Below are 22,648 nucleotides of genomic sequence, written 5' to 3'. Positions count from 1 at the left end.
CGCGTCGCGCATCCAGCGGGCGGCCGGGGGCCCGTCATTGACTAGACTCGTGGCATGCCCGAGGAGAAATACGTCATTGTGGCCAATGAGCCTGCTGCATCGACGCAGCACGGCGAGGCCGCATTCTTCGACGTCGACAACACCCTCATGAAGGGCGCAAGCCTTTTCCATGTCGCCCGCAAGCTTCACCAGCGTGGCGCCTTCACCCTGCCGCAGGCTGCCGGGTTCGCCTGGAAGCAGTTCATGTTCGTGCTGCGCGGCGAAAACATGGATGACGTCCATGCCGTCCGCGATTCCGCCCTGACGCTGGCCGCCGGCATCACGGCGAAGGACATCGAGGCGTTGGGCGAAGAGGTCTACGACGAGATGATTGAGTCGCGGATCTGGCCGGGGGCAAAGGCCCTGGCCGAGCAGCATCTCCGGGTCGGGCGCAAGGTATGGCTCGTCACGGCGACGCCGATCGAGGTGGCTACGGTCATCGCCGCCCGGCTGGGCCTGACCGGGGCGCTGGGCACAGTGGGCGAGATCCTGGACGGCTCGTACACGGGACGGCTTGTGGGCGAGATCCTCCATGGACCGGCCAAAGCGGTCGCAGTCCAGCACATTGCCGAGGAACAGGGCCTGGACCTGAGCCGCTGCTGGGCGTACAGCGATTCCCACAACGACATCCCGTTGCTGAGCATGGTGGGGCACCCCGTTGCCATCAATCCCGACTCCAAGCTGCGCCGCTACGCCCGCGAGCACAACTGGCCGGTCTACGACTTCCGCGCCGGCCGGCGCGCCGCCACTCTGGGCTTCAAGGCCGCGACGGTCGGAGGGGCCATCTACGGGCTGTGGCGGGGGTTCTCCCGCTTCCGCGGCCCCAGCCGCTAGGCCGCCCGCGGCTTTCCGCTGACGTTTCGGACCCGGGTTGCGGTTTCAGACCCGTGCGCCGCAGATCCGGGCCGCCTGTGTCCGGTTCCGTAGCCCTTGCCTCGTCCTGGTGCGAAATCTTCCCACCAGGACGCGGCAAGAAAAATGCCCGCCGCCTGGAAGGCAACGGGCATTTCATGCATTTCGAAGTATTGCTACTTCTTATTGCGACGCTGGTGGCGCGTCTTGCGAAGCAGCTTGCGGTGCTTCTTCTTGGCCATACGCTTGCGACGCTTCTTAATAACTGAACCCACGAAAGTTCCTTACCGGCTAGATGCAGTACCTGCCTGTTGGGAAGGGTCCGCGCGCTAAGCAGCAGACTGAAACAACTGACAGGTTCTTACAATGACGTAAAACGTTCCTTAACAGGGTACCGCCTCTGCGAGGCACCCCACGACCGCGGGCCCCGTGCGGAACCCAAAGCAGTCGATTCACACTGTGAATGTTGCCGCTGACTGATCAGCCAGTTCCGGCGTGGCCGTCATTCCGGTCGACGACGGCACCCTTGAGGTACTGTTCGACGGCGTTTTCCGGCACGCGGTAGGAGCGGCCGAACCGCACGGCCGGCATCTCCCCCGAATGCACCAGACGGTACACAGTCATTTTCGATACCCGCATAAGTTCCGCGACTTCGGCCACGGTCAAAAAACGGGCCTTGGAGAAGTTGGCCTCCGTAGACATTTCCCTATTCCTTTGCTCAAGCGAACGGCAGCCCCACCTGTTGACATGGCGGTGTGCCGATGCTGAGCCATCAAACAACCATGTGTTAGCAACACTAGTTGCTCATGGTGCCAAAGTGAAAGACTTCCTCAGGAATCCCCACACGATTTCCGCAGGAATCTCGAAAGTCACGCAGCACCCTCCTCCTCCTGCTCCTCCCTCAGGCACGGGTCCGCCGGGTGCGGGCCGAGGCGGCCAGCTGGCCCAGTACCGACGCTGTCACGTCCCAGTCCATGCAGGCATCCGTGACGCTCTGGCCGTAGACAAGCTCGTCGCGGCCTGTGCCTGTAACGGCGTTGACGGCTGCGTTGACCTCAAGGGTCTGCGCCCCGCCCACCAGGAAGCTCTCGAGCATGACGCCGGCGATGGCCCCGGCGGCGGCACCGGCATTTTCCAGCTGCGCACCGATTTCGAGGGCGACCTCGGCCTGGCGGTGGTGGTTCTTGCCGCTGTTGGCGTGGCTGGCGTCGACGATCAGACGCGGGTTGAGCTGCTTCGCGGCGAGTTTCGCTGAGGCCGCTTCAACATCGGCGGCTGAGTAGTTGGGGCCCTTGCGTCCGCCGCGGAGGATGACGTGGGTGTCCGGGTTGCCGGCGGTAGCCACAAGCGCCGCCCGTCCGACGTCGTCGATCCCGAGGAACGCCTGGGCGGCGGCGGCGGCGCTGCACGCGTCCAGCGCCACCTGGAGATCGCCGTCGGTCCCGTTCTTGAAGCCGATCGGCATCGACAGCCCGGAGGCCAGCTGGCGGTGGATCTGGCTCTCCGTGGTGCGGGCGCCGATCGCGCCCCAGGCGACGAGGTCCGCGACGTACTGGGGGCTGATGGGCTCAAGGAACTCGGTGGCGGTGGGCAGGCCGAGGGCGGTGACCTGGCGCAGGAAGGCCCGGGCCGCGCGCAGGCCCGCGGCGATGTCGTGGCTGCCGTCCAGCCGGGGGTCGTTGATCAGGCCCTTCCAGCCCACCGTGGTGCGCGGCTTCTCGAAGTAGGTGCGCATGACGATCAGCAGGTCTTCGCGGTGCTTCTCTGCCTGGCTGACCAGCCGGCGGGCGTATTCCAGGCCCGCCTCGGGGTCGTGGATGGAACAGGGGCCCACGATGACGAGCAGCCTGTCGTCCACCCCGTCCATGATGGCCCGGACCTCGTCCCGGCCTCGCCCGACCACCTCGGCCAGGCGGGCCTCCAGGGGCAGTTCCGCCATGAGGTCCTGCGGGGTGGGCAGCGGGGTGAACTCGCTGACGCGCAGGTTCGAGGTGGGGTGTTGGGGGCCGGCGGCTGCTTCGATGCTCATATTCGGGTCCTGTTCCGGGTGCGGAGCGGGCCCTGGTCAGAACCCGCCGAAGAAATGGCGAAGGGCAGAGAATGATCTCTGCCCTGTTGGCTCTGAAGGAAAGTTGGATGCGTGTCAGTTAGACGCGGGCCCCTCCAGAGCCAACGAAAAATACGCATACCAACGGTTAGTCATAGCGTCGACCATAGCCCCGGAGCCGCGGCCGGGGCAAACGCCGGACGTAACAATCCATGGGCGGGCAGTTCCGGGCGGCCCAGGACCAGGTCCGGGGTCCCCGGGCAGGCACCTCGCGGAACGTTCGCCGGCACTGCCGTGAAATGACATCTCGACGCTCCCCGGCACCACCTAGAGTGTGAGGAACCCAGCACAAGCATCCGACCCGCAATGGAGGCAGCCATGACGCACACCGTCCCGCCCGGCAACCCCGAGGCTCCGACCACGCCCGCGGCCACGGCCCCTGGCCCTGCGGCCTCCGCATCCGGGCACGACACAGCCGCGGACCGCGGGCTTCCTGCCGCGCTGAAGCGCCGCGTGCCCAAGTACGCCGACCTTGCTCCCCTGATGCAGTTCAAGAAGCCGGAATTCAGCCGGGCCGCCAGGCTGCGCCGTGCCAGCACCATCTGGGACCTGCGGGACATGGCCAAGCGCCGCACACCCCAGGCGCCGTTCGACTACACGGACGGCGCCGCCGAGGCCGAAATCTCCCTCCGCCGCGCCCGCCAGGCGTTCCTGGACATCGAATTCCGGCCCGGGGTCCTGCGGGACGTCTCCAGCATTGACCTCAGCACTGACATCCTGGGCGGGCCGTCCCGCCTCCCGGTGGGGATCGCGCCCACCGGCTTCACCCGGATGATGCAGTCCGAGGGCGAATACGCCGGTTCCCGGGCCGCCGAAGCCGCCGGCATTCCGTACACCCTCTCCACCATGGGCACGGCGTCGATCGAGGACGTGGCCGCCGCCGCACCCAGGGGCCGCAACTGGTTCCAGCTGTACCTGTGGACGGACCGGGAGCGTTCGCTGGAACTGATCCAGCGTGCCGCCGCGGCGGGCAATGACACGCTCATGGTCACGGTGGACACCGCCGTCGCCGGCGCCAGGCTCCGCGACGTCCGCAACGGCATGACCATTCCGCCGGCCCTGACGCTCAAGACCGTCCTGGATGCGTCCTACCGGCCCGCGTGGTGGTTCAACTTCCTCACCCACGAACCGCTGACCTTCGCATCCCTCTCCCGCTACACGGGCACGGTCGCGGACCTCATCAACTCCATGTTCGACCCCACCCTGACCTACGCCGACCTCGGCTGGCTGCGCGAGACGTGGAAGGGCAAGCTCGTGGTCAAGGGCATCCAGACGGTCGACGACGCCCGCAAGGTGGTGGACCATGGCGCGGACGGGATCGTGCTCTCCAACCACGGGGGCCGCCAGCTGGACCGGGCACCGATCCCCTTCCACCTGCTCCCGGAGGTCTCCGCGGCCTTGAAGGCAGACCGCAGCGACGCGGCGATCATCCTGGACACCGGCATCATGAGCGGCGCGGACATCATTGCCGCCCTCGCCCTCGGCGCCGACTTCACGCTGATCGGCCGCGCCTACCTGTACGGGCTTATGGCCGGCGGCCGGGCCGGCGTGGACCGCGCCCTCCAAATCCTGGAGAAGGACATGGAACGCACCATGGCCCTGCTGGGCGTCAGCCGGGTCGCGGAACTCACCCCCGAGCACGTGCGGATCCTCCGCACCTAGCGCACCGCTGACAAGCCCCTGCGCCCGAACGAGGCCAGGGGCGCAGTTAGGGCTGAGCGGATGGCCGCTGCGCATACCCAGGGCGGCATACGCAGGGCAGGAAAGCCTACTTCTTGCGGCCGAACTTGGGCAGGTTGGCCAGGAGATCGGCGGCCCTGGTGGCGGCCCGGCCCACGGTCCGCCCGATCTGCTGGGGCATCTTGTCCTCCCCCGCCGTTCCCACCGGGATGACGACGGCGGGGCTCAGCGGGCTGCCGGCAGGGCGGCCGGCCAGTGCTGCGGCGGGTTGCGCGGCGACCGGTTGCGGGACGGCAGGTTGCGCAACGGCCGCGGCGGCCAGGCCATCCGGGACGGCGGCGGGGCCGGCTTCGGGATGGAGGGCTGCGGCCGGGTCCGCCGTCACGACGGGGCCGACGTCGAACGACTGCAGCCAGCTGGCGACCCCGGCGAGCGGCTTGGGATTGAGCGTGTAGTACCGCTTCTGGCCCTGGGCGCGCATGCTCACCAGGTCCGCTTCGCGGAGGACTTTAAGATGCTTGGAAATAGTGGGCTGGCTTGCTTCAAGCTCCTGGACCAGTTCCCCCACCGCTTTGTCCCCCTTGCGGAGGGCTATCAGAATGTCCCGCCTGGTTGCCTCAGCAATGACGGCAAATACGTCGTCTGTCACCATGCCCTCCACACTAGCGACATATACGCCAGATGGCATCCACGAATTGGTGCCTTGGTGCAGGGCCCCGAGCCCGGCCCGGATTCAGTCGAACCAGGGGTCCAGTCCGTGCAGGGGAAACACTTCCTTACGGGTGGCCATGATGGTGCGGTCCACCTCGTCGTTGGGGTCGAAACCCACTTCCCAGGACCGCCACCAGAGGTCCACGTCGTCGCCCATCGTCTCGGGGGGCTCCACGCCGAACTTGGCGCTGTACTTGTCTTTGACGTAGTTGCGCCAGTCCTCCGGAACCGGGGTGCGCAGCGGCACCGGGCGGCCGGCGGCGATGGCTATGAGGTGGCTCCAGGCCCGCGGCACCACGCTGACGACGTTGTAGCCGCCGCCTCCGGTGGAAATCCACCGGTTCCCGCAGTAGCGAGCGGCGAGGTTGCCGATCGCCGTGGCGGCCTCGCGCTGGCCATCCACACTGATGTTCAGGTGGGTGAGCGGGTCAAGCCGGTGCGAGTCGCACCCGTGCTGGCTGACGATCACTTCCGGTTCGAACGCACCGATGAGCTGGGGCACGACGGCGTGGAAGGCCCTCAGCCACCCGGCGTCAACGGTGCCGGCCGGGAGGGCGACGTTCACGGCGCTGCCCTGTGCGTTCGGTCCGCCGATCTCGTTGGCAAACCCGGTGCCCGGGAAGAGGGTCAGCCCGGATTCGTGCAGCGAAATTGTCAGGACGCGCGGATCGTCCCAGAAGATGCTTTGCGTGCCGTCGCCGTGGTGCGCGTCGACGTCGACGTAAGCGACCCGCCGGACGCCGCCGTCGAGCAGCCGCTGGACGGCGAGGGCGGCGTCGTTGTAAATGCAAAAACCGCTCGCGCGGTCCCGGGAGGCGTGGTGCATCCCGCCGCCGAAGTTCACGGCCCGCACGGCGCTGCCGTCGAGAACAGCTGCGGCCGCCAGCAGGGAGCCGCCGGCCAGCCGGGCGCTGGCTTCGTGCATGCCGGCAAAGGCGGGGTCATCCTCGGTTCCGAGGCCCCTGGCGTGGTCGGGGGTGTCCGGGTTTTCACTCACGCGCCGCACGGCGGCCACAAACTCCGGGCTGTGGACTGCGCACAGCTCCGCGTCGGTGGCGACGTCGGGAGCCGCTACGGTGACGTGGTCCAGATCCAGCAGACCAAGGCTTCCGGCCAGCTTCGCGGTGAGCTCCATGCGTTCCGGCGCCATGGGGTGGAAGTGGCCAAAGTTGTAGGCAGTCATGGCTGGGGCCCACACCACCGTCGTTGGCAGAGCGGTCTGAGCGAGTCCGGGCAGGAATGTCATCAATCACAGGCTACCCGAGCGGTCCCCGGCTTCCCGCGCGTGCACGTTGGATCCCCGGCCATTAGCCGGTGTTTAGTGGTTTACTACTTGGGGAAGAAGTTTCAACCGAGGAAAAACATGACGCAAAGCCAGTCGAGGTCCACGAGCCCGGCCAACTGGCAGCCAGGCATGCCGGAGCGGGAAGGCCTGTGGATTTTCACACGCCTGCGTGACTTCATCGACGGCATCGCCAACAGCTCGCCGGCCCGCCTGGCTCTCTCGGCGTTCGGCGTCGTGATTCTGGTTTTCACCGCTTTGCTTTCGCTGCCACTAGCTTCCGCGACGGGACAAGTCACGCCACTGCATCAGGCGTTCTTCACCGCGGCGTCCGCCGTCTGCGTCACGGGCCTGACCGTGGTCTCCACGGCGGTGCACTGGTCCTTCTTCGGCCAGCTCGTGATCCTGGTCGGCATTTTCGTGGGCGGCCTGGGTACGTTGACCCTCGCGTCGCTGCTGGCGCTCATGGTCAGCAAGAGACTCGGTGTCCGCGGCAAGCTGATCGCCCAGGAGGCCATGAATGCCGGCCGGCTCGGCGAAGTCGGCACACTGCTCCGGATCGTGATCGTGACCTCCGTGGTGATCGAGGCCGCCCTGGCCCTGACCATGATCCCCCGCTTCCTGGTCCTCGGGGAGAGCTTCCCGCAGGCCGTCTGGCACGGGGTCTTCTACGCCATTTCGTCGTTCAACAACGCCGGGTTCACGCCGCATTCCGACGGAATCGTGCCGTACGAAACCGATCTCTGGATTCTTGTCCCGTTGATGCTTGGGGTATTCCTGGGCAGCCTGGGCTTCCCCGTGGTCATGGTGCTGCACCAGAACGGGCTGCGGTGGAAGAAATGGAACCTCCACACCAAGCTGACCATCCAGGTGTCCTTCATTCTCCTGGCTGCCGGCACGGTCCTGTGGGGCTTCCTGGAGTGGGACAACCTGCGCACCATCGGGGACATGGACCTCGGCGACAAGATCACGCATGCGCTGTTTGCCTCAGTCATGTTGCGCTCCGGCGGCTTCAACCTCGTGGACCAGAACCACATGGAGTCCACCACCATGTTGCTCTCCGATGCCCTCATGTTCGCCGGCGGAGGTTCCGCATCCACGGCCGGCGGCATCAAGGTGACCACCATCGCCGTGATGTTCCTGGCGATCACCGCCGAGGCCCGCGGCGACGCGGACGTGAAGATCTACGGCCGCACCATCCCCGAGGGCACCATGCGCGTGGCCATCTCGGTGATCGTCGCCGGCGCCACCCTCGTCTCGGTCTCGGCCCTCCTGCTCCTGCACATCAGCCATGCCTCCCTGGACCGGGTCCTGTTTGAAACCATTTCCGCCTTCGCCACGGTGGGCCTCAGCACCAACCTCAGTGCAGAGTTGCCGCCGTCGGGGGTTTACGTCCTCGCTTTGCTCATGTTCGCCGGGCGCGTCGGGACGGTCACCCTTGCCGCCGGCCTGGCCCTGCGCCAGCGCAGCCAGCTGTACCACTACCCGGAAGAGAGACCGATCATTGGCTAGTTCCTCAGGCGCCGTCAACCGCCCCGCCCACAACGCCCCCGTGCTGGTGATCGGGCTGGGCCGTTTTGGTGCATCCACCGCAGAACAGCTGGTCAAGCAGGGCCGGGAGGTCCTGGCCATTGAACGCGACCGCACCCTCGTCCAGAAGTGGGCGAGCGTCCTGACGCACGTGGTGGAAGCCGACGCCACCAACATCGATGCCCTCCGCCAGCTCGGCGCCCAGGAATTCAGTTCCGCCGTCGTGGGCGTGGGCACCTCGATCGAATCCTCGGTGCTGATCACGGTGAACCTCGTGGACCTCGGAATCGAACACCTCTGGGTCAAGGCGATCACGCCCTCGCACGGCAAGATCCTGACCCGCATCGGCGCCAACCACGTCATCTACCCGGAGGCCGACGCCGGCGTCCGTGCCGCGCACCTGGTCTCCGGGCGCATGCTGGACTTCATCGAGTTTGACGACGACTTCGCGATCGTCAAGATGTACCCGCCGCGCGAGACCGTGGGCTTCACCCTCGATGAGTCCAAAGTCCGGTCCAAGTACGGCGTCACGATTGTGGGCGTGAAGTCCCCGGGCGAGGACTTCACCTACGCGCGGCCGGAAACCAAGGTTTCCTCGAGGGACATGCTCATTGTTTCGGGCCACGTGGACCTGCTCGAACGGTTCGCTGCCCGCCCCTAGTCCACAGCCGGAGCCGCCCCCGGAACCCGGAGCCCTGGCCTGCTCCGGTGTCCGTCAGCGGCTCCGGGGCCCACCCGGGCCGGCTCAGGCGAGCTGGCGGGTGATTTCTGCGGCGCGCTCGGCCGCCGCGCGGGCGCCGTCGGCAATGATGGCCGGCAGTCCGCGCTCGTCAAAGGTGGCGATGGCCCGTTCCGTGGTGCCGTTCGGGCTCGTGACCGCCTTGCGCAGTGCGGCAGGATCCGCGCCCGGCTCGGCGAGCATGAAGCCGGCCCCGGCGACGGTCTCGCGGGCCAGCAACAGCGACAGCTCCGGGTCCAGGCCCAGTTGTGCCCCGGCCGCGGCCATGGCCTCCGCCAGGTAGAAGGCGTAGGCCGGGCCCGAGCCGCTGATCGCGGAGAGGGCGTCCACCTGCTTTTCCGGGATCTCCACGACCGTGCCGGCGGCAGCGAGGATGTCTTTGGCGCGCTGGAGCTGCCCGGCGGAGCAACTGGTCCCGGGTGAGACGGAGACGACGCCGCGGCCCAGCTTCGCGGGCGTGTTCGGCATCGTGCGGATGACGGGCTGGCCGGCCGGCAGCGCCGCCTCCAGCTGCTCCAGTGACACGGCGGCCGCAACGCTGATGACGATCGTGCCCGGTGAAAGGGACCCGCTGATTTCCCGGGCCAGGTCAGCGATCCCGACGGGTTTGACGCCCAGGATCACGACGGCGGAGCCGGTGGCGGCCTGTTTATTGTTGTCGGGCTCTTCTTCGCCCGCGATGGCGGTGATCCCGTGGTGGCGCTGGGCCAGCTCGGCCGCGCGTTCGGCCCGGCGGACGGTCGCGACAATGTCGCCCGGGTCGACGCCGCCGTCGATCAGCCCCGCCATAATTGCCTCGTTCATTGACCCACAGCCCAGGAATGCGATTCGGTTGCTCATGTCCCCATCATTGCAGTCTGACGTGATTCCCAGCCAGCTCCCACCTTTAGCGCAGTCAGCGCACAACTTTGGAACCTAACGTTGTAAATACCTCATTGAGGGTGCGAGTGATGCAGCAGGCATGCGGATGCCTGCGCGGCACCGGTGGTTGCAGCGGGTTTTCCCATTTTCCCGCAGCGGACCGCCGGTGCCTTTGCCGTTTAATGCCCCCGCCGAAAGCCCCGCGGCGGAGCCTGCCACGGCCCCCGGCGACGCCGTCGGATTGCCAGCGAAAACACAGGGAAAATTCGCTGTTCACCCATGAACGGCCATTACCTTGGAAAGTGCCTCAACAGGTGCGAGTGATGATAGCCGGTTCCCCCGGAGCCGGCGGTGCGCCGGGCGATCTGCAGCAGAGTTCCCCCAAGTCCTGCTCCAGATCGCCCGGCCCTACTCTTTTAACCTGCGCGAACGTTTAACGGGCAGGAACAGGCCCGCAACGGGCGCGGTGCGGCCCAGGTTTCTAACCGTCTACGGCCCCGCCGAACACCGGGCTGCGGAGCTTGCCTTCCAGGAACCGGCGTTCCGCGGCGCTGCCGGCTAGCGCCAGGGCCCGCCTGTAGGCATCAGCGGCCTCCGGATAGCGGCGCAGGCGCACCAGGAAGTCGGCGCGGACGGCGTGGAAGAGGTAGTAGGTGTCCAGTCCCAGGCCCTCGACCGCCGCCAGCCCCGCAACGGGCCCGTGGAGCTCTGCCAGCGCCACAGCGCGGTTCAGCGCCACGACTGGACCCGGCGCGACGGCCAGGAGCTGGTCATACAACTGCAGGATCTGCGCCCAGTCGGTGTCCCCGGCGGTCGCGGCGTCGCTGTGGACGGCGTTGATCGCCGCCTGGAGCTGGTACGGTCCGGGCCGGTTCCGGCGCAGGCACCGGCGCACCAGCTCACGGCCTTCGGCGGCCAGGGCGCTGTCCCAGTGCCCCCGGTCCTGGGCCGCGAGCAGCACTAGTCCCCCGTCGTGCGTGAATCGCGCGGCGCGGCGGGACTCGATGAGCAGCATCAGCGCCAGCAGCCGGCCGCTTCCGGCTCGTCCGGCATCAGCGACGCCAACAGCCTGCCGAGCCGGATGGCTTCCGTGCAGAGCTCCGTACGTTCCGGGCCGTCGGCGGGGCCAGCGGTGTAGCCCTCGTTGAAGATGAGGTAGACCACCGCCAGCACCGATTGCAGCCGTTCGGGCAGGTCGGCGCCCTGCGGGACCCGGTACGGGATCTTGGCGTCCCGGATTTTCGCTTTGGCCCGGACCAGCCGCTGCGCCATGGTCGCTTCAGGGACCAGGAAGGCCCTGGCGATTTCCGCCGTCGTCAATCCACCCAGAAGCCGCAGCGTCAGCGCCACCTGGGCGGACCCGGCCAGGGCAGGGTGGCAGCACGTGAAAATCAGCCGCAAAGTATCGTCGTCCACGTCCTCGACCCCTGACTGCTCCGCCAGGAACTGCTCTTCGGCGGCCGGCGCGGGTCCGGCCCCGGACCGCGCCGCCGCGAGCAGGGCCGCCTGTGCGTGCTTGTCCTCGCGTGAGGCTTCCCGCCGCAGCCGGTCAATCGCCCGGTGCCGTGCCGTCGTGATGATCCAGCCGGCCGGGCTGGGCGGGATACCGGCCGAGGGCCAGTGCTGGACCGCCGCCGCAAAGGCATCCTGGACGGCATCCTCGGCAATATCGATGTTCCCGAACGTCCGCGTCAGAACGGCGACGGCGCGGCCGTACTCGCGCCGGAACACCCGGGCGATGTCCGCGTCGGTCGCTTCCTCATATCCACGGCGCTCACCCACACCAACACCCCCGACCCGGCGGCTAGTGCTGGAACGGACGGACTTCAACGGGAAGTGTGGTGGCGCCGGCCAGCTTCCTTGCCCAGCGAAGGGCCGCGTCCAGGTCCTCGGCCTCGATCACGGTGAATCCGCCGAGGTGCTCCTTGCCTTCGGTGAACGGCCCGTCGGTCACCAGGATCTCGCCGCCGTTGGGCCGCAGGACTGTCGCGGACTCCGCCGGGTGGAGACCCGCGGCGAACACCCAGGCCCCCGCCTCTTGCATTTCATGGTTCAGGGCCGCCAGGTCATGCATGATGGGTTCGAGGAACTCAGGGTCCGGGGCAGGGCCGTCCGGCTGGTAGATGCTGAGCAGGTACTGCGTCATTTCGGGTGCCTCCTTGTCGAATCAGCCGGCGCCGTGCCGGCCTCTCAGCAATTACACGATCGAGGACGCTCCGGATCGACACAGTCTCGACACCCGCCTCTGGCCCAATCCGTCTCAGAGAGCCTTTTCCGGCGCCTGGAGCCGCGCCGGCGGTTGCTCCGCCACATGCGGCGCGGGATCGATCGGCCCCTCAAACACCAGCTGGTCCAGCCGGCGGAGGATGAGTCCCTCACGCAGGGCCCAAGGGCAGGTCACCATGCTGTCGAACTTGAACATTTCCAGAGCCGCTTCCGCGACGAGGGCGCCGGCGAGGACCTGCGGTGCGCGGGCCTCGGAGACGCCGGGCAGGTGGAGCCTGTCCCCTATCTCCATGGCCGAGATCCGCTGCGCCCAGAGCCCGAGGTCGAGGGCCAGCAGCTCCCGCTTGACGTAGGGCCCGGCGCCGCTGGGGGCGGCTCCCGCAATCCTGGCGAGGGACCGGAAGGTTTTGGACGTGCCCGCGACGAGGTTGGGCGGGCCCAGCTTCTCGAATTTGCGCACCGCGGGTTTGAGTGTGGAGCGGATGTAGCGGCGCAGTTCCTTGATGCTCTTGGCCGAGGGCGGGTTCTCGGGCAGCCAGTCGCGCGTCAGCCGGCTGGCGCCGAGCGGAACGGACATCGCCAGCTCGGGCAGCTCGTCCTGTCCGAGGGCCATCTCGAAGGAGCCGCCGCCGATGTCCAGGTTCAGGATGGGCCCGGCGCCCCAGCCGTACCAGCGCCGGACGGCGAAGAAGGTCATGGACGCCTCTTCGCTGCCCGTGAGCTCCCGGAGGGTGACCGTGGTTTCATGTTTGACGCGGGCCAGGACGTCAGCGCCGTTGGTGGCCTCGCGGATGGCCGAGGTGCAGAACGCGAGGAGGTCGTCGGCCTTGTGCTTGGCCGCGAATTCCCACGCTTCTAGGACGAACTCGACCAGTTCATGTTGCCCGTCGTCGTTGATGTTGCCGTCGTCGTCGAGGTACTGCACGAGCGACAGCCGCCGCTTATGCGAGGCGTAGGGGACCGGCCGGGCGCCCGGATGGGCGTCGACCAGCAGGAGATGGACAGTATTGGACCCGATGTCGAGGACGCCTAGACGCATGCTGCCATTATTCCCCCCGCGGCGCGGGCGGCCTAGCTGCGACAGCGGGATTCGCGAAGAATACCGCCGTCGCAGTTTGGCCGGTTAGGGGCCTAAGCCGGGTCGGCAGTGCCGTCAGCGGACTCGTCCGTGGGCTTGAAGTCGCGGCGGATGTTGGCCACGCCCTCCGGGTCGATTTCAAAGCCGTAGGCGGCGCCGGGGTTGATCACCATGCCAAGTTCTGCGCCGAGGTTGCCGATGATCGCGGCGCCCTGCGTGCCCAGCACGTTCGGGGCGGCGGCGAGATACTGCTCGGTGACGCGGCTGGGGTGCGAGAAGACGGCCAGGACGGGCTTGCCGGAGGAGTTGGCGAGGACCAGCGGCTCCACCTGCGAGTCGGGGCCCTCGAGGGCGTCGGAGCTGACCACGTAGACCTCGTTGTTGAGGAAGGCCAGGATCACGTCCACCGGGTTGGCGTCCGGCTGCTCCCCCCGGGCGAGCTGCTCCTCGAGTTCGTTCAGCGGCTGGTTGTCCAGGTGTGCGGGCTGTTCAGTCATATTCCTACTCGATCACGTCCACGGCCGGTCCGCAAACGCGAAATCGCCGGAAACCTGCGGATTCGCCGGTATTTTCCGGCGAATCGGCAGGTTTCCGGCGATTTCGGCGTGCCGGCCTACTTCTTGGCCGGGGCCTTCCGGGCGGGCGCCTTGCGGGCCGTCGTCGTGCGCTTGACCGGGCCCTTGGCCCGCTTTTCGGCGAGGAGTTCGACGGCGCGTTCCCGGGTCAGCTCCTCGATCGAGGTGGTGCGCGGCACCGTGATGTTGGTGATGCCGTCGGTGATGTACGGGCCGAACCGGCCTTCCTTCACCACGATGTTCTTCTCCGAGACCGGGTCCGGTCCGAATTCGGCCAGCGGCGGCACGGCGGCACGGGCGCCGCGCTGCTTGGGCTGCGAGTAGATCTCCAGCGCCGCATCGAGCGTGATCGTGAAGATCTCCTCTTCGGAGCCGATGGAGCGGGAGTCCGTGCCCTTCTTCAGGTACGGGCCGAACCGGCCGTTCTGCACCGTGATCGGGTTGCCCTCGGCGTCCTGGCCCAGCACGCGGGGCAGGCTCATGAGCTGCAGCGCCTCGTCCAGCGTGATGGTGTCCACGCTCATGGATGCGAACAGGGACCCGGTGCGCGGCTTGGCCTTGACGGGCTTCTTCGGCGGCTTGGGCTTGCCGTTCTTGTAGTACTCGACGGGCTGGTTGGCCAGCTGTTCCTCGGTCATCTCCGGGATGATCTCGGTGACGTAGGCGCCGTAGCGGCCGTTCTTGGCCACGATCGTGTGCCCGGTCTGCGGGTCCGCGCCGAGCACGCGCTCCTCCGGGGCGGCGGTCTCCATGAGTTCAACGGCTTTGGCGGCCGTGAGCTCGTCCGGGGCCAGGTCCTCAGGGACGTTGGCGCGGGCCGCCTCAACCACCTCGCCGGTCTCGGGATCCACCGTCGCGGTGGAGCTTTCCAGGTACGGGCCGAACTTGCCGACCCGGAGGGTGATCGCGTCCGTGATCGGGATGGAGTTGATCTCGCGGGCATCGATCTCGCCGAGGTTGTTCACGATGCTCAGCAGGCCGGGCTCGGAGTCCTCACCGAAGTAGAAGTGCTTGAGCCACGCGGGTCCGGCCGCCTGGCCGTTGGCGATCTTGTCCAGGTCCGCTTCCATGTCGGCCGTGAACTCGTAGTCCACGTAGTCGTGGAAGTGCTGTTCGAGGAGCCGGATCACGGAGAACGCGATCCAGCTCGGGACCAGCGCCGAGCCCTGCTTCCGGACGTAGCCGCGGTCCTGGATCGTGGAGATGGTGGAGGCATAGGTCGACGGGCGGCCGATGCCCTTCTTTTCCAGCTCCGCAGTCAGCGACGCTTCGGTGTAGCGCGGCGGCGGCGAGGTCTCGTGGCCGACGGCGACGATGTCGCTGGCAGTGAGCGCGTCGTCCTTGGCCACGTTGGGCAGCCGGCGTGCTTCCTCGGACTCGTCGTCCCCGCGGCTTTCGTCCTTGCCTTCTTCGTAGGCGGCGAGGAAACCGGGGAAAGTGATGACGGTGCCCGAGGCCGAGAATTCGGCGTCGCGGCGGTCGGCCGGGTCACCCACGGTGACGGCGCCCAGGCGGATCGTGGCGGTGGAGCCCTTGGCATCAGCCATCTGCGAGGCGACCGTGCGCTTCCAGATGAGCTCGTAGAGGCGGAATTCGTCGCCGGAGAGCTGCTGGGCCACCTGGGCCGGGGTGCGGAAGGAGTCGCCGGCGGGACGGATGGCCTCGTGGGCTTCCTGCGCGTTCGCTGCCTTGCCGCTGTAGACCCGCGGCGACTGCGGCACGTACTCGGGGCCGTACAGCTCGGAGGCCTGGCGCCGGGCGGCGGTGACGGCCTCGTTGCTCAGCGCGGACGAGTCCGTACGCATATAGGTGATGTAGCCGTTTTCGTAGAGCCGCTGGGCCACCTGCATCGTGCTCTTCGAGGAGAAGCGCAGCTTGCGGCCCGCCTCCTGCTGCAGGGTGGAGGTGGTGAACGGCGCTGCCGGGCGGCGGGTGTACGGCTTGGTGTCGACGGAGCGGACGCGGAAGTCGGCGTCCTGGAGGCCCGCCGCGAGCGAGGTGGCGAGTTCCTCGTTGAGGTGGACCGCGTTGCGGGAGGTGAGCTCGCCGTTGTCATTGAAGTCCCGGCCGCTGGCGACCTTGGCGCCGTCGACGGCGGCGAGTTTGGCTTTGAAGGAGCCGGAACCGGCGCCGAACTGGCCGGTGAGGTCCCAGTAGGAGGCGGCCTTGAAGGCCATCCGCTCGCGTTCGCGGTCCACCACCATGCGGGTGACGACGGACTGCACGCGGCCGGCGGAGAGGCCGCGGGCCACCTTGCGCCACAGCACCGGGGAGATCTCATAGCCGTAGAGCCGGTCCAGGACGCGCCGGGTCTCCTGGGCGTCCACCAGGTCCTGGTCGACGTCGCGCAGGTTGTCCATGGCGCGGTGGATGGCTTCCTTGGTGATTTCACCGAAGGTCATCCGGTAAACGGGAACCTTGGGCTTGAGCACTTCCAGCAGGTGCCACGCGATGGCCTCGCCCTCGCGGTCCCCATCGGTTGCGAGATAGAGAGCGTCGGCGTCTTTGAGCTGCGCCTTGAGCTCGGCGACCTTCTTCTTCTTGTCCGAGGACACCACGTAGTAGGGCTTGAAGTCGTTGTCGATGTCGACGGCGAACTTGCCCAGAGGGGTCTTCTTCAGTTCCGCGGGGAGCTCCGAGGGCTGCGGGAGGTCGCGGATGTGACCAATGGAGGCCTCCACTATGAAGCCTTCGCCGAGGTACTTGGCGATGGTCTTGCTCTTGGCGGGAGACTCCACAATCACGAGTTTCTTGCCGGTTTTGGCCTTGCTTGGCACGGTGCTCCTACAGAAAAAGGTGGCTCGGGCAGATGCGCCCATACCCGCCTAGTTCACCATATTTTGCAGAATCCCGCGCATCCGGCCGGAAATGGCGGCCCGGCGGACGCGGCTTCCGGCCGCAATAATGCCACGTGCCGGCCGGTCCCTGAGCGGACCCCGGATGCGGCTCAGCGCAATGCCCGCGACCCGTTCAGGCCTTCCCGGCGGCGGGCTCAGGCCTTCCCGGCGGCGGGCTTGACGGCGGCGGGTTTTGCGGCGGCGGGTTTTGCGGCGGCCGCCGGGCCGCGGTCGTCCGGAATCATCGACCACATCGTGGCCATGCGTTCGGCACCCTCGGGCAGGCGGTCCGGATCCTCGAGTTCGTAGTCCCGCAGCAGGTCGAAGATCCGCCGCGTCAGTTCGGCCCGCTGGTCCGGCGTCAGGTACAGCAGATTGCTGGCCAGCACCACCGAGGACGGCCCGTCGGCGGTGTCGCCGCTCTCGCGCCGGGCGTTGCGGGCCGTGGCGTAGGCACGGACCCGGCGGCGGTAGGCGTCGAGCTCAAGGTCCAGGACGGCGAGTTCGGGGCTGGCCACTCCCCCCAGCGAGTGGATGGTGAAATCTGTACCGGCGGCCTGCCAGCGCCGCTCCCGGGCATCCCCCGCGGTGGCGGCGGGAATCACGATGCCCCACTTCTGCAGTGCCCGCAGGTGGTAGCTCATGGCACTGGGGGTCAGCCCGGTCTGCGCGGCAAGCTCGGTGGCCGTCCGGCTCACCTGGGTGGAATACAGCTCGGAAATGACCTCGAGCCGGGCGGCGTGGGCCAGGGCACGGATCGCCTTCGGGTCGGTGATTTCCACTTGCTTCTCCGGACGGTGCCGGCGCCTGGCGGCCGGCGGAGCCGTTGACTCCGCCGTCGGGGTTTCTGCGTTCACACCTCCAGTGTATCCAGCCCCGCCAAACTATGAAAGAAATGCTTGACATTTGTTTTGCCGCCGGACTACGTTCCTGTTTATGAAACATACACTTCATAAATTGCCCGCCCCCGCAACCGGGGCGCGGCCCCTGTGGCGCAACCGCGACTTCCTGATTGCCGGCACCGCCCGGTTCGTGGCGACGGCGGGGATGGGCGCCGTCGTCGTCAGCGTCATGCTGCATCTGCAGAACGCGGCCGCCGCCGGCGAAACTCCTGTCGCCGGGCCCTGGCTCGTGGCCGCGTACCTGCTGTGCTCGGCGCTGCCGCTGGTCCTCCTGGCCCCGTGGGCCGGCCGGCTCGCCGACACCATGGATTCGCGCACGCTGGCGACGGCGAGTTCGGCTGTCAGCGCCGCCGCCGTCGCCGGCATGGGGCTTGGCATGCAGTACCTGGAGAACTATCTGCCCATGCTGTTTGCCATGACGTTCCTGCTCGACGCAGCCCAGTCCGTGGCCAGCCCCACCTGGCAGGCGCTGCTGCCCCGGATCGTCGGAGAGGACCGCACTCCCCGGGCCATGGGGGCCATGCAGGCGACCATCATGATCGCGGGCATGGCAGGTCCCGCCGCGGGCGGCCTGCTCAGCGGCTGGGGCGGGACCGGGCTGGTGTTCACCGTGGCCAGCGGCTGCTACGTCGCCATGGGGCTCGGCGCGCTGCTGATCCGCACCCGCCGCGGCACGGCGGCCGAACGGGCCGGCCAGGCGAAGCCCGCGCTGCTGGACGGGCTGCGCCTGATCCGCCGGGACAGCCTCGTCTGGGCCCTGGTCCTGGGGGCGATGTTCTTCATCGTCGTCGGCGAAGCCACCAATGTGCTCGAGGTGTTCCTGGCCCGCAACGAACTTGGCGCCACCGAAATCCAGTACGGCCTCCTGTCCGCAGCCTTCGGCCTCGGCATGGCGGCCGGGGCCGCGATGGCCGGCAGGATCGGGACGCCGGGGGTCCGTCTGCGCGTGCTGCTGGCCTCCATGACCGGAGCCTCGGCGTGCCTGGTCCTCACCGGAATGGTCCCGAGCGTGGAACTGCTCTTTGCCGCCTACACAGGGACGGGCGTGGCCTGCGGCGTCCTGAACGCCTGTTTCGGGGCCATCGCGATCCTGCGGATTCCGGAAAGCGGGCGCGGCCAGGCGATGGCGATTGTCGGCGGGATGACGCGCGCCGTCTCCGTTGGCGCGCTGGCCCTGGGCGGTCTCCTGGGCGCCCTGGTGCCGGTCCGCGTCAGCTTCGTGCTCACCGGCGCCGCCGGGGCCCTGGTCGCCCTCGCGCTCACGGCGTACGTCCTGCCGCGGTTCGGCCGGGAGGACTCCGCCTCCCACACTCCTGCGGCGGTCAAGGCAGCGGGCGCGGCCGCGACGGTATCAGGCAGGCAGCAGGAAGCCGTCGCGGACGAGGTTCCCGACTTCCTCGAGCAGGCCAACGCGGAACTCCTCGCTGTCAAACCCCTCGTAGCCGCCCAGCAGCGCCTCGAGGGCGCCGATGATCTGCCCGACGGACAGGTCGCCGTCGCACGCTGAGACCAGGCCCGCCAGCTCGGTACTGAGCAGGTTGGTGCGGCGCAGCCCGGCACCCTGCCGCAGCAGGATGACGCCGGGGTGTTCCGCACCGGGGCGCTGGTGCCGTTCTTCGGTGACGTCCTCCGCGACCAGCAGGTGCGCGGCGGCCAGATCATGGCCGGCCAGCCAGTCGGCACGCTCGACGGCGGCGCCCAGGTGTGGCCCTACCGGCTGTTCGATCGGGTAGGTAATCTCCTCGAAGCGCGACAGCACCCGCCCGGCGCCGTCGGCAGGCCGCCGCAGCCAGATCATGCCGAAGCCGATTCCGGCCACATTGCGCGCGCCGAAGTCGTCCAGATAGGCCGCGTACGAGTCCTCGTAGAGCCGGCGGTCGCGGCTTTCCGAGGCGTCCTGCAGCCAGGTCTCGGCGTACTGCTCGGGGCCCACCTGCTCGCGCTGGATGAACCAGACGTCGGCGCCCGGGCCGGCCCAGCTCTGGGGCCGGTCTGCCCAGCCGGCGCCGGCCGTGATCTCCCAGTTGCCCAGAAGCTGGGCCGTTCCGCCCGGGGCAAGGACCGAGGGCAGTGCACGGACCAGCGAGGACACAATCTCGTCCCCCGGCAGGCCGCCGTCGCGGTACGTGAACTGGTCCGTGGCGGTCTCCCCCGCGCTGCGGGGCGTAATGACGAACGGCGGGTTGGACACCACCAGCTCGAACTCCTGCCCCGCGACCGGGTCCAGCAGGGATCCGAGCCTGAGGCTGACGCGGGCGTCAAGGTCGGCCGGGTCCAGGTGCAGTTCGGCGGCGTTGAGCAGCAGGTTGAACCGGGTAAACGCCAGCGCGCGTTCGGAGATGTCCGTGGCGGTCACGTGCTCGGCGTGGTGCAGCAGGTGGAAGGTCTGGATGCCGCAGCCGGTGCCGAGATCGAGGGCCCTGGCAACATGGCGGCGGGCGGTGACCTGGACCAGCGTGGTGGAGGCCTGCCCAATCCCCAGGACGTGGTCGTGGCGGAGAACGCCGGCGCGCTGGTGGGCCGCGAGGTCGCTGGCCACCCAGAGGTCCGCTCCGCCGGCACTGGTCCCGTCTTCCCCCACGCTCGGGTCCCAGCCGTACGGCCTGAGGTCCACCCTGGCCTGGACCAGGTCCCCGCCCGCAGGCTCCACGAGCCCAAGTTCCATGAGCCCCTTGGTACGGATGCCGGGGAGGGCGGCGTCGAGCGTCTCCGCGCGCTGCGGTTCGGACAGAAGCCAGAGACGCACGACGCCGGCGAGCGCCGCCGTCGCCGGCTCCCCGAGGGAGCGCCCCGTGACGATCAGCGCCGGGATGAGCTGGTCGCGGCCCAGGGCCGAGTGCGCGGCCTCGCCGAGCAGCTCCGCAACCCCGTCCACGGTGTAGCCAATCGCACGCAGGTCCGCGGCCAGGGTCTCGAGGGGGCCGGGGAGGTCGCTGCGCGGAGCGTCCGGGGTGTTGCCGGACGTGAACGGGGCTGCGGGAGCCTGCGTTGAACGAGAGGGTGCGGCGGGGCCTTGCGCTGAGGAAGTCACCGGACAAGTTTAGTCCCGGGGCCTGCCCGGGGGGTGGGACCTGGGTGGCCCCGTCAGCGCCGGGGCTGGGCCTGGGGCGTGCGGTTCCGGCTAGAGCTCGGTCTCGGCGTAGATTTTCAAGGCGTCCCGGACGAAGGCGGCGCCGTCGGCACCGCCGTAGTTGGCGGCGAACCTGGGATCGGCCACGTACATCTCGCCGAGCCCCGTCACGTACCCCTTGATGCCGCCACCTGCCGCCGGGCTGCCGCCCGCTGCCAGTGACGCCGGCGTGCCCGGGATTCCCCTGAGCCATTCGACGTGGCGCCGGGCCAGGTCCTGCGCCTGCGCGCTGTCTGCCGGGACTCCCGACGCCGCAGCAGCCGTCCAGTCGGCACCGAGCTGCCGGGACTGTTCCGCCCAGGCAGCCTTCTCCCCGGGCCCCATGCTGCGCCACCAGGCGTCGGACTTTGCATAGGCGTCCTTGCCCCACCGCTGCTCGACTTCCTCTTGGTACTTGGTGTGGTCGAAACCGTCGAACATTTCCTCCGCCATGATCTTTCCTCCCGTTTGCAATGCCTCAATGGTGTGACGGACCGCGGCAATCTGCCGCCCCAGCCTGTCCTGTTCCTGCAGCAGCCACGCCAGGTGCCGGCCCAGTGCCGGCTCCGCGTCCGCCTCGTTGCCGAGCACGTCCGCGATCGCCGGCAGCCCGAGCCCCAGGTCGCGCAGGAGCAGGATCCGCTGCAGACGGACCAGGGATTCCTGGCCGTAATACCGGTAGCCGTTGTTGCCGGTGCGGCTCGGCCTGAGCAGGCCAATGTCGTCGTAGTGACGCAAAGTCCGGCCGGTGGTGCCGGCCAATTTCGCGATCTGCTGAACGGACCAGTCCATGCCTCCACCCTTCTGCTTCCTTGTGTCCCGCGTTCCCTGGACCCCCGCCGTTACCGTGCCGACCGGCCGCTGCCGGCCGTCGCTTCGACTCTAAACTTTGACGCAGCGTCAAAGTCAAGGGCCCGCAGGGAAGGGGTCCCCGGGACGTCGGCGGGACCGGAGGGGAACCTGCGAGACGGTAAGTTTGAGGCATGGTTCTCCCTTCCTCCCACGTCCCGGTCGCCCGTCTGGCCCGGCGGACGCTCAGCGGCGTGGCCGCCGCCGTCGTCGTACTGGCTGCAGCGGCATGTTCTCCGGCCGGTTCGATCGAGGGCGCCGACGTCCCGGCGTGGAAGGCCACCGCGCTGCCCTCCGCCCCGGGAACAGTGCTGGAGGATGCCGGCAAAATCCTGAACCGGGATCCGATCGTCCGGACCGCGTCCGGCGTGCCCGCCGGCACCTACACATTGACCATGACCTGCGACGGCGGCGGGAAGGCGTTCTTCGCCGTCAGCCTGGACGGCAGCCAGCTCGCCGAAGCCGGAGCCGCCTGCAATGGCAGCCGCGAAACCGCCCGCATCAAAGTGCCCGCCGCGGGCAAAGTCACGCTCAGCACGTCCAGCGTGGATGCCCCACTTCTCTACGCGTACCACCTGGCGTCGTCCGAGTAGCGCCCGCCGCAGCCCGGTCCGCGGCGTCCAGCCCGGCGCCCCCTAAAGGTCTGTCCGACCCGGACCTTTGGCCTCTGGCGTTTGATCCCGGGCCGCCCTAATCTCAGGGTATGCCAACTGTGCCGGCGAGCAGGGTGCCGCGACGGCGCACCCCGGCGGCCGCCGTGGTGCTTTCAGTTGCGGTATTTCTCGGCACGGTCCTGTCCGGTTGCGCGTATGAATACAGCGCCGACCACTGGGACGATGAATCGACCTCCGCTGCCCCTCCCCCGAGCACTGACGCCGCCTTGCCCCAGGACCCCCATCTCAATGAGCCGGTGACGGGCGAGGAGCTGGATGACTGGGTCGATGCCGTATTGCCCGACGCCGCGGGGCAGGTCTTCCAGACGGGTTTCGGGACGCTGGAGGCCGACGAGGAGCGGAAAGAGACTACAGCCCAGCTGCCCAAGGGTACTTACGCCCTGACCCTGGCCTGCCGGAGTACGCGCCGCGTGTCCTTTTCCATCGAGAATGGTGAGGACGAACTCGTGGACCTGAGTCTCCGGTGCGGGACGTCCAGAGTGAACGTGGTGCAGCTGGCCGCAGATGCGTCGCTCTCCATCAAGGTGGATGCGAACGCACCGGCAAACTTTGCGTACCGGGTGAGCCGTATCTGAGGGTTCCCGGCCGGCCAAAAGT

General features: G+C 68.3%; 19 protein-coding genes and 2 pseudogenes. 7 read left to right on the top strand and 14 right to left on the bottom strand.

Going from position 1 to position 22,648, the window contains the following annotated elements; translation table 11 throughout:
* The first annotated feature begins 54 nt into the window (after nt 1–54).
* Complete coding sequence (locus B5X90_RS19200; RefSeq protein ID WP_079555508.1) at nt 55–873, top strand: HAD family hydrolase; 819 nt, start codon at nt 55–57, stop codon at nt 871–873.
* 194 nt (nt 874–1,067) lie between these two features.
* Here B5X90_RS19200 and B5X90_RS19195 read toward each other — a convergent pair whose 3' ends face one another.
* The 3 genes from B5X90_RS19195 to B5X90_RS19185 all read right to left on the bottom strand — a co-directional run bounded on the left by B5X90_RS19195 (nt 1,068) and on the right by B5X90_RS19185 (nt 2,920).
* Entirely contained in the window at nt 1,068–1,166 is a 99-nt protein-coding gene (locus B5X90_RS19195; RefSeq protein ID WP_003792170.1) for a 30S ribosomal protein bS22, read from the bottom strand.
* Between the two features lie 205 nt (nt 1,167–1,371).
* Nucleotides 1,372–1,593, bottom strand: coding sequence for a helix-turn-helix domain-containing protein (locus B5X90_RS19190; protein ID WP_018775046.1), 222 nt, complete (start codon nt 1,591–1,593; stop codon nt 1,372–1,374).
* A gap of 199 nt (nt 1,594–1,792) precedes the next feature.
* Complete coding sequence (locus B5X90_RS19185; RefSeq protein WP_079555507.1) at nt 1,793–2,920, bottom strand: 3-deoxy-7-phosphoheptulonate synthase; 1,128 nt, start codon at nt 2,918–2,920, stop codon at nt 1,793–1,795.
* Between the two features lie 396 nt (nt 2,921–3,316).
* On the opposite strand from B5X90_RS19185, the gene B5X90_RS19180 reads away from it, so the two are divergent.
* On the top strand, nt 3,317–4,660 hold the full coding sequence (locus B5X90_RS19180; RefSeq protein ID WP_079555522.1) for an alpha-hydroxy acid oxidase: 1,344 nt from the start codon (nt 3,317–3,319) through the stop codon (nt 4,658–4,660).
* A gap of 106 nt (nt 4,661–4,766) precedes the next feature.
* On the opposite strand, the gene B5X90_RS19175 is transcribed toward B5X90_RS19180, so the two are convergent.
* Both B5X90_RS19175 and B5X90_RS19170 read right to left on the bottom strand, forming a co-directional pair.
* Nucleotides 4,767–5,330, bottom strand: coding sequence for an ArsR/SmtB family transcription factor (locus B5X90_RS19175; protein ID WP_079555506.1), 564 nt, complete (start codon nt 5,328–5,330; stop codon nt 4,767–4,769).
* Nucleotides 5,331–5,411: 81 nt separating this feature from the next.
* Nucleotides 5,412–6,635, bottom strand: a complete 1,224-nt coding sequence (locus tag B5X90_RS19170) for an acetoin utilization protein AcuC (protein ID WP_079555505.1) — start codon at nt 6,633–6,635, stop codon at nt 5,412–5,414.
* A 117-nt stretch (nt 6,636–6,752) separates the two neighbouring features.
* Here B5X90_RS19170 and B5X90_RS19165 point away from each other — a divergent pair, with 117 nt between their 5' ends.
* Complete coding sequence (locus B5X90_RS19165; protein WP_079555504.1) at nt 6,753–8,183, top strand: TrkH family potassium uptake protein; 1,431 nt, start codon at nt 6,753–6,755, stop codon at nt 8,181–8,183.
* 40 nt (nt 8,184–8,223) lie between these two features.
* A complete protein-coding gene (locus tag B5X90_RS19160) occupies nt 8,224–8,862 on the top strand; it encodes a potassium channel family protein (RefSeq protein ID WP_026266712.1) in 639 nt (212 codons plus the stop codon).
* Between the two features lie 84 nt (nt 8,863–8,946).
* Here the strand turns inward: B5X90_RS19160 and proC are convergent, their stop codons facing one another.
* The 7 genes and pseudogenes from proC to B5X90_RS19125 all read right to left on the bottom strand — a co-directional run bounded on the left by proC (nt 8,947) and on the right by B5X90_RS19125 (nt 17,374).
* A complete protein-coding gene (gene proC / locus B5X90_RS19155) occupies nt 8,947–9,780 on the bottom strand; it encodes a pyrroline-5-carboxylate reductase (RefSeq protein ID WP_079555503.1) in 834 nt (277 codons plus the stop codon).
* A 502-nt stretch (nt 9,781–10,282) separates the two neighbouring features.
* Nucleotides 10,283–11,583, bottom strand: a pseudogene (locus B5X90_RS19150) (RNA polymerase sigma factor).
* Nucleotides 11,584–11,605: 22 nt separating this feature from the next.
* Complete coding sequence (locus tag B5X90_RS19145) at nt 11,606–11,947, bottom strand: YciI family protein (protein WP_079555502.1); 342 nt, start codon at nt 11,945–11,947, stop codon at nt 11,606–11,608.
* A 114-nt stretch (nt 11,948–12,061) separates the two neighbouring features.
* Nucleotides 12,062–13,066, bottom strand: a complete 1,005-nt coding sequence (locus B5X90_RS19140; RefSeq protein WP_079555501.1) for a Ppx/GppA phosphatase family protein — start codon at nt 13,064–13,066, stop codon at nt 12,062–12,064.
* Between the two features lie 92 nt (nt 13,067–13,158).
* Nucleotides 13,159–13,602: an SseB family protein gene (locus B5X90_RS19135; RefSeq protein WP_079555500.1), complete on the bottom strand. Its 444-nt coding sequence runs from the start codon at nt 13,600–13,602 to the stop codon at nt 13,159–13,161.
* A gap of 116 nt (nt 13,603–13,718) precedes the next feature.
* A complete protein-coding gene (gene topA / locus B5X90_RS19130) occupies nt 13,719–16,457 on the bottom strand; it encodes a type I DNA topoisomerase (protein WP_079555499.1) in 2,739 nt (912 codons plus the stop codon).
* A 215-nt stretch (nt 16,458–16,672) separates the two neighbouring features.
* Nucleotides 16,673–17,374, bottom strand: a complete 702-nt coding sequence (locus tag B5X90_RS19125; RefSeq protein WP_079555498.1) for an ArsR/SmtB family transcription factor — start codon at nt 17,372–17,374, stop codon at nt 16,673–16,675.
* Nucleotides 17,375–17,453: 79 nt separating this feature from the next.
* Between B5X90_RS19125 and B5X90_RS19120 the strand changes: the two are divergent.
* A pseudogene (locus B5X90_RS19120) lies at nt 17,454–18,719 on the top strand (MFS transporter); the annotation flags it as partial.
* 51 nt (nt 18,720–18,770) lie between these two features.
* On the opposite strand, the gene B5X90_RS21740 reads toward B5X90_RS19120, so the two are convergent.
* Entirely contained in the window at nt 18,771–20,450 is a 1,680-nt protein-coding gene (locus B5X90_RS21740) for a DUF7059 domain-containing protein (protein ID WP_079555496.1), read from the bottom strand.
* 90 nt (nt 20,451–20,540) lie between these two features.
* Nucleotides 20,541–21,320 (bottom strand): MerR family transcriptional regulator, encoded by a 780-nt coding sequence (locus B5X90_RS19110; RefSeq protein ID WP_079555495.1) that lies wholly within the window; start codon nt 21,318–21,320, stop codon nt 20,541–20,543.
* A 191-nt stretch (nt 21,321–21,511) separates the two neighbouring features.
* Between B5X90_RS19110 and B5X90_RS19105 the strand changes: the two genes are divergently transcribed.
* Complete coding sequence (locus B5X90_RS19105) at nt 21,512–21,970, top strand: hypothetical protein (RefSeq protein ID WP_079555494.1); 459 nt, start codon at nt 21,512–21,514, stop codon at nt 21,968–21,970.
* A 110-nt stretch (nt 21,971–22,080) separates the two neighbouring features.
* Nucleotides 22,081–22,626 (top strand): DUF6023 family protein, encoded by a 546-nt coding sequence (locus B5X90_RS19100; RefSeq protein ID WP_256860337.1) that lies wholly within the window; start codon nt 22,081–22,083, stop codon nt 22,624–22,626.
* Nucleotides 22,627–22,648 lie beyond the last annotated feature (22 nt).

The organism is Arthrobacter sp. 49Tsu3.1M3, from assembly GCF_900168135.1.
Taxonomy (GTDB): Bacteria; Actinomycetota; Actinomycetes; order Actinomycetales; family Micrococcaceae; genus Arthrobacter.
This window is presented reverse-complemented; position numbering and strand designations above follow the sequence as displayed.

Coding starts and splice junctions, on each gene's coding strand:
- B5X90_RS19200 (WP_079555508.1), top strand. CDS start 55: ATGCCCGAGGAGAAATACGTCATTGTGGCCAATGAGCCTGCTGCATCG.
- B5X90_RS19190 (WP_018775046.1), bottom strand. CDS start 1,593: ATGTCTACGGAGGCCAACTTCTCCAAGGCCCGTTTTTTGACCGTGGCC.
- B5X90_RS19185 (WP_079555507.1), bottom strand. CDS start 2,920: ATGAGCATCGAAGCAGCCGCCGGCCCCCAACACCCCACCTCGAACCTG.
- B5X90_RS19180 (WP_079555522.1), top strand. CDS start 3,317: ATGACGCACACCGTCCCGCCCGGCAACCCCGAGGCTCCGACCACGCCC.
- B5X90_RS19175 (WP_079555506.1), bottom strand. CDS start 5,330: ATGGTGACAGACGACGTATTTGCCGTCATTGCTGAGGCAACCAGGCGG.
- B5X90_RS19170 (WP_079555505.1), bottom strand. CDS start 6,635: ATGACATTCCTGCCCGGACTCGCTCAGACCGCTCTGCCAACGACGGTG.
- B5X90_RS19165 (WP_079555504.1), top strand. CDS start 6,753: ATGACGCAAAGCCAGTCGAGGTCCACGAGCCCGGCCAACTGGCAGCCA.
- proC (WP_079555503.1), bottom strand. CDS start 9,780: ATGAGCAACCGAATCGCATTCCTGGGCTGTGGGTCAATGAACGAGGCA.
- B5X90_RS19145 (WP_079555502.1), bottom strand. CDS start 11,947: ATGACGCAGTACCTGCTCAGCATCTACCAGCCGGACGGCCCTGCCCCG.
- B5X90_RS19140 (WP_079555501.1), bottom strand. CDS start 13,066: ATGCGTCTAGGCGTCCTCGACATCGGGTCCAATACTGTCCATCTCCTG.
- B5X90_RS19135 (WP_079555500.1), bottom strand. CDS start 13,602: ATGACTGAACAGCCCGCACACCTGGACAACCAGCCGCTGAACGAACTC.
- B5X90_RS19110 (WP_079555495.1), bottom strand. CDS start 21,320: ATGGACTGGTCCGTTCAGCAGATCGCGAAATTGGCCGGCACCACCGGC.
- B5X90_RS19105 (WP_079555494.1), top strand. CDS start 21,512: ATGGTTCTCCCTTCCTCCCACGTCCCGGTCGCCCGTCTGGCCCGGCGG.
- B5X90_RS19100 (WP_256860337.1), top strand. CDS start 22,081: ATGCCAACTGTGCCGGCGAGCAGGGTGCCGCGACGGCGCACCCCGGCG.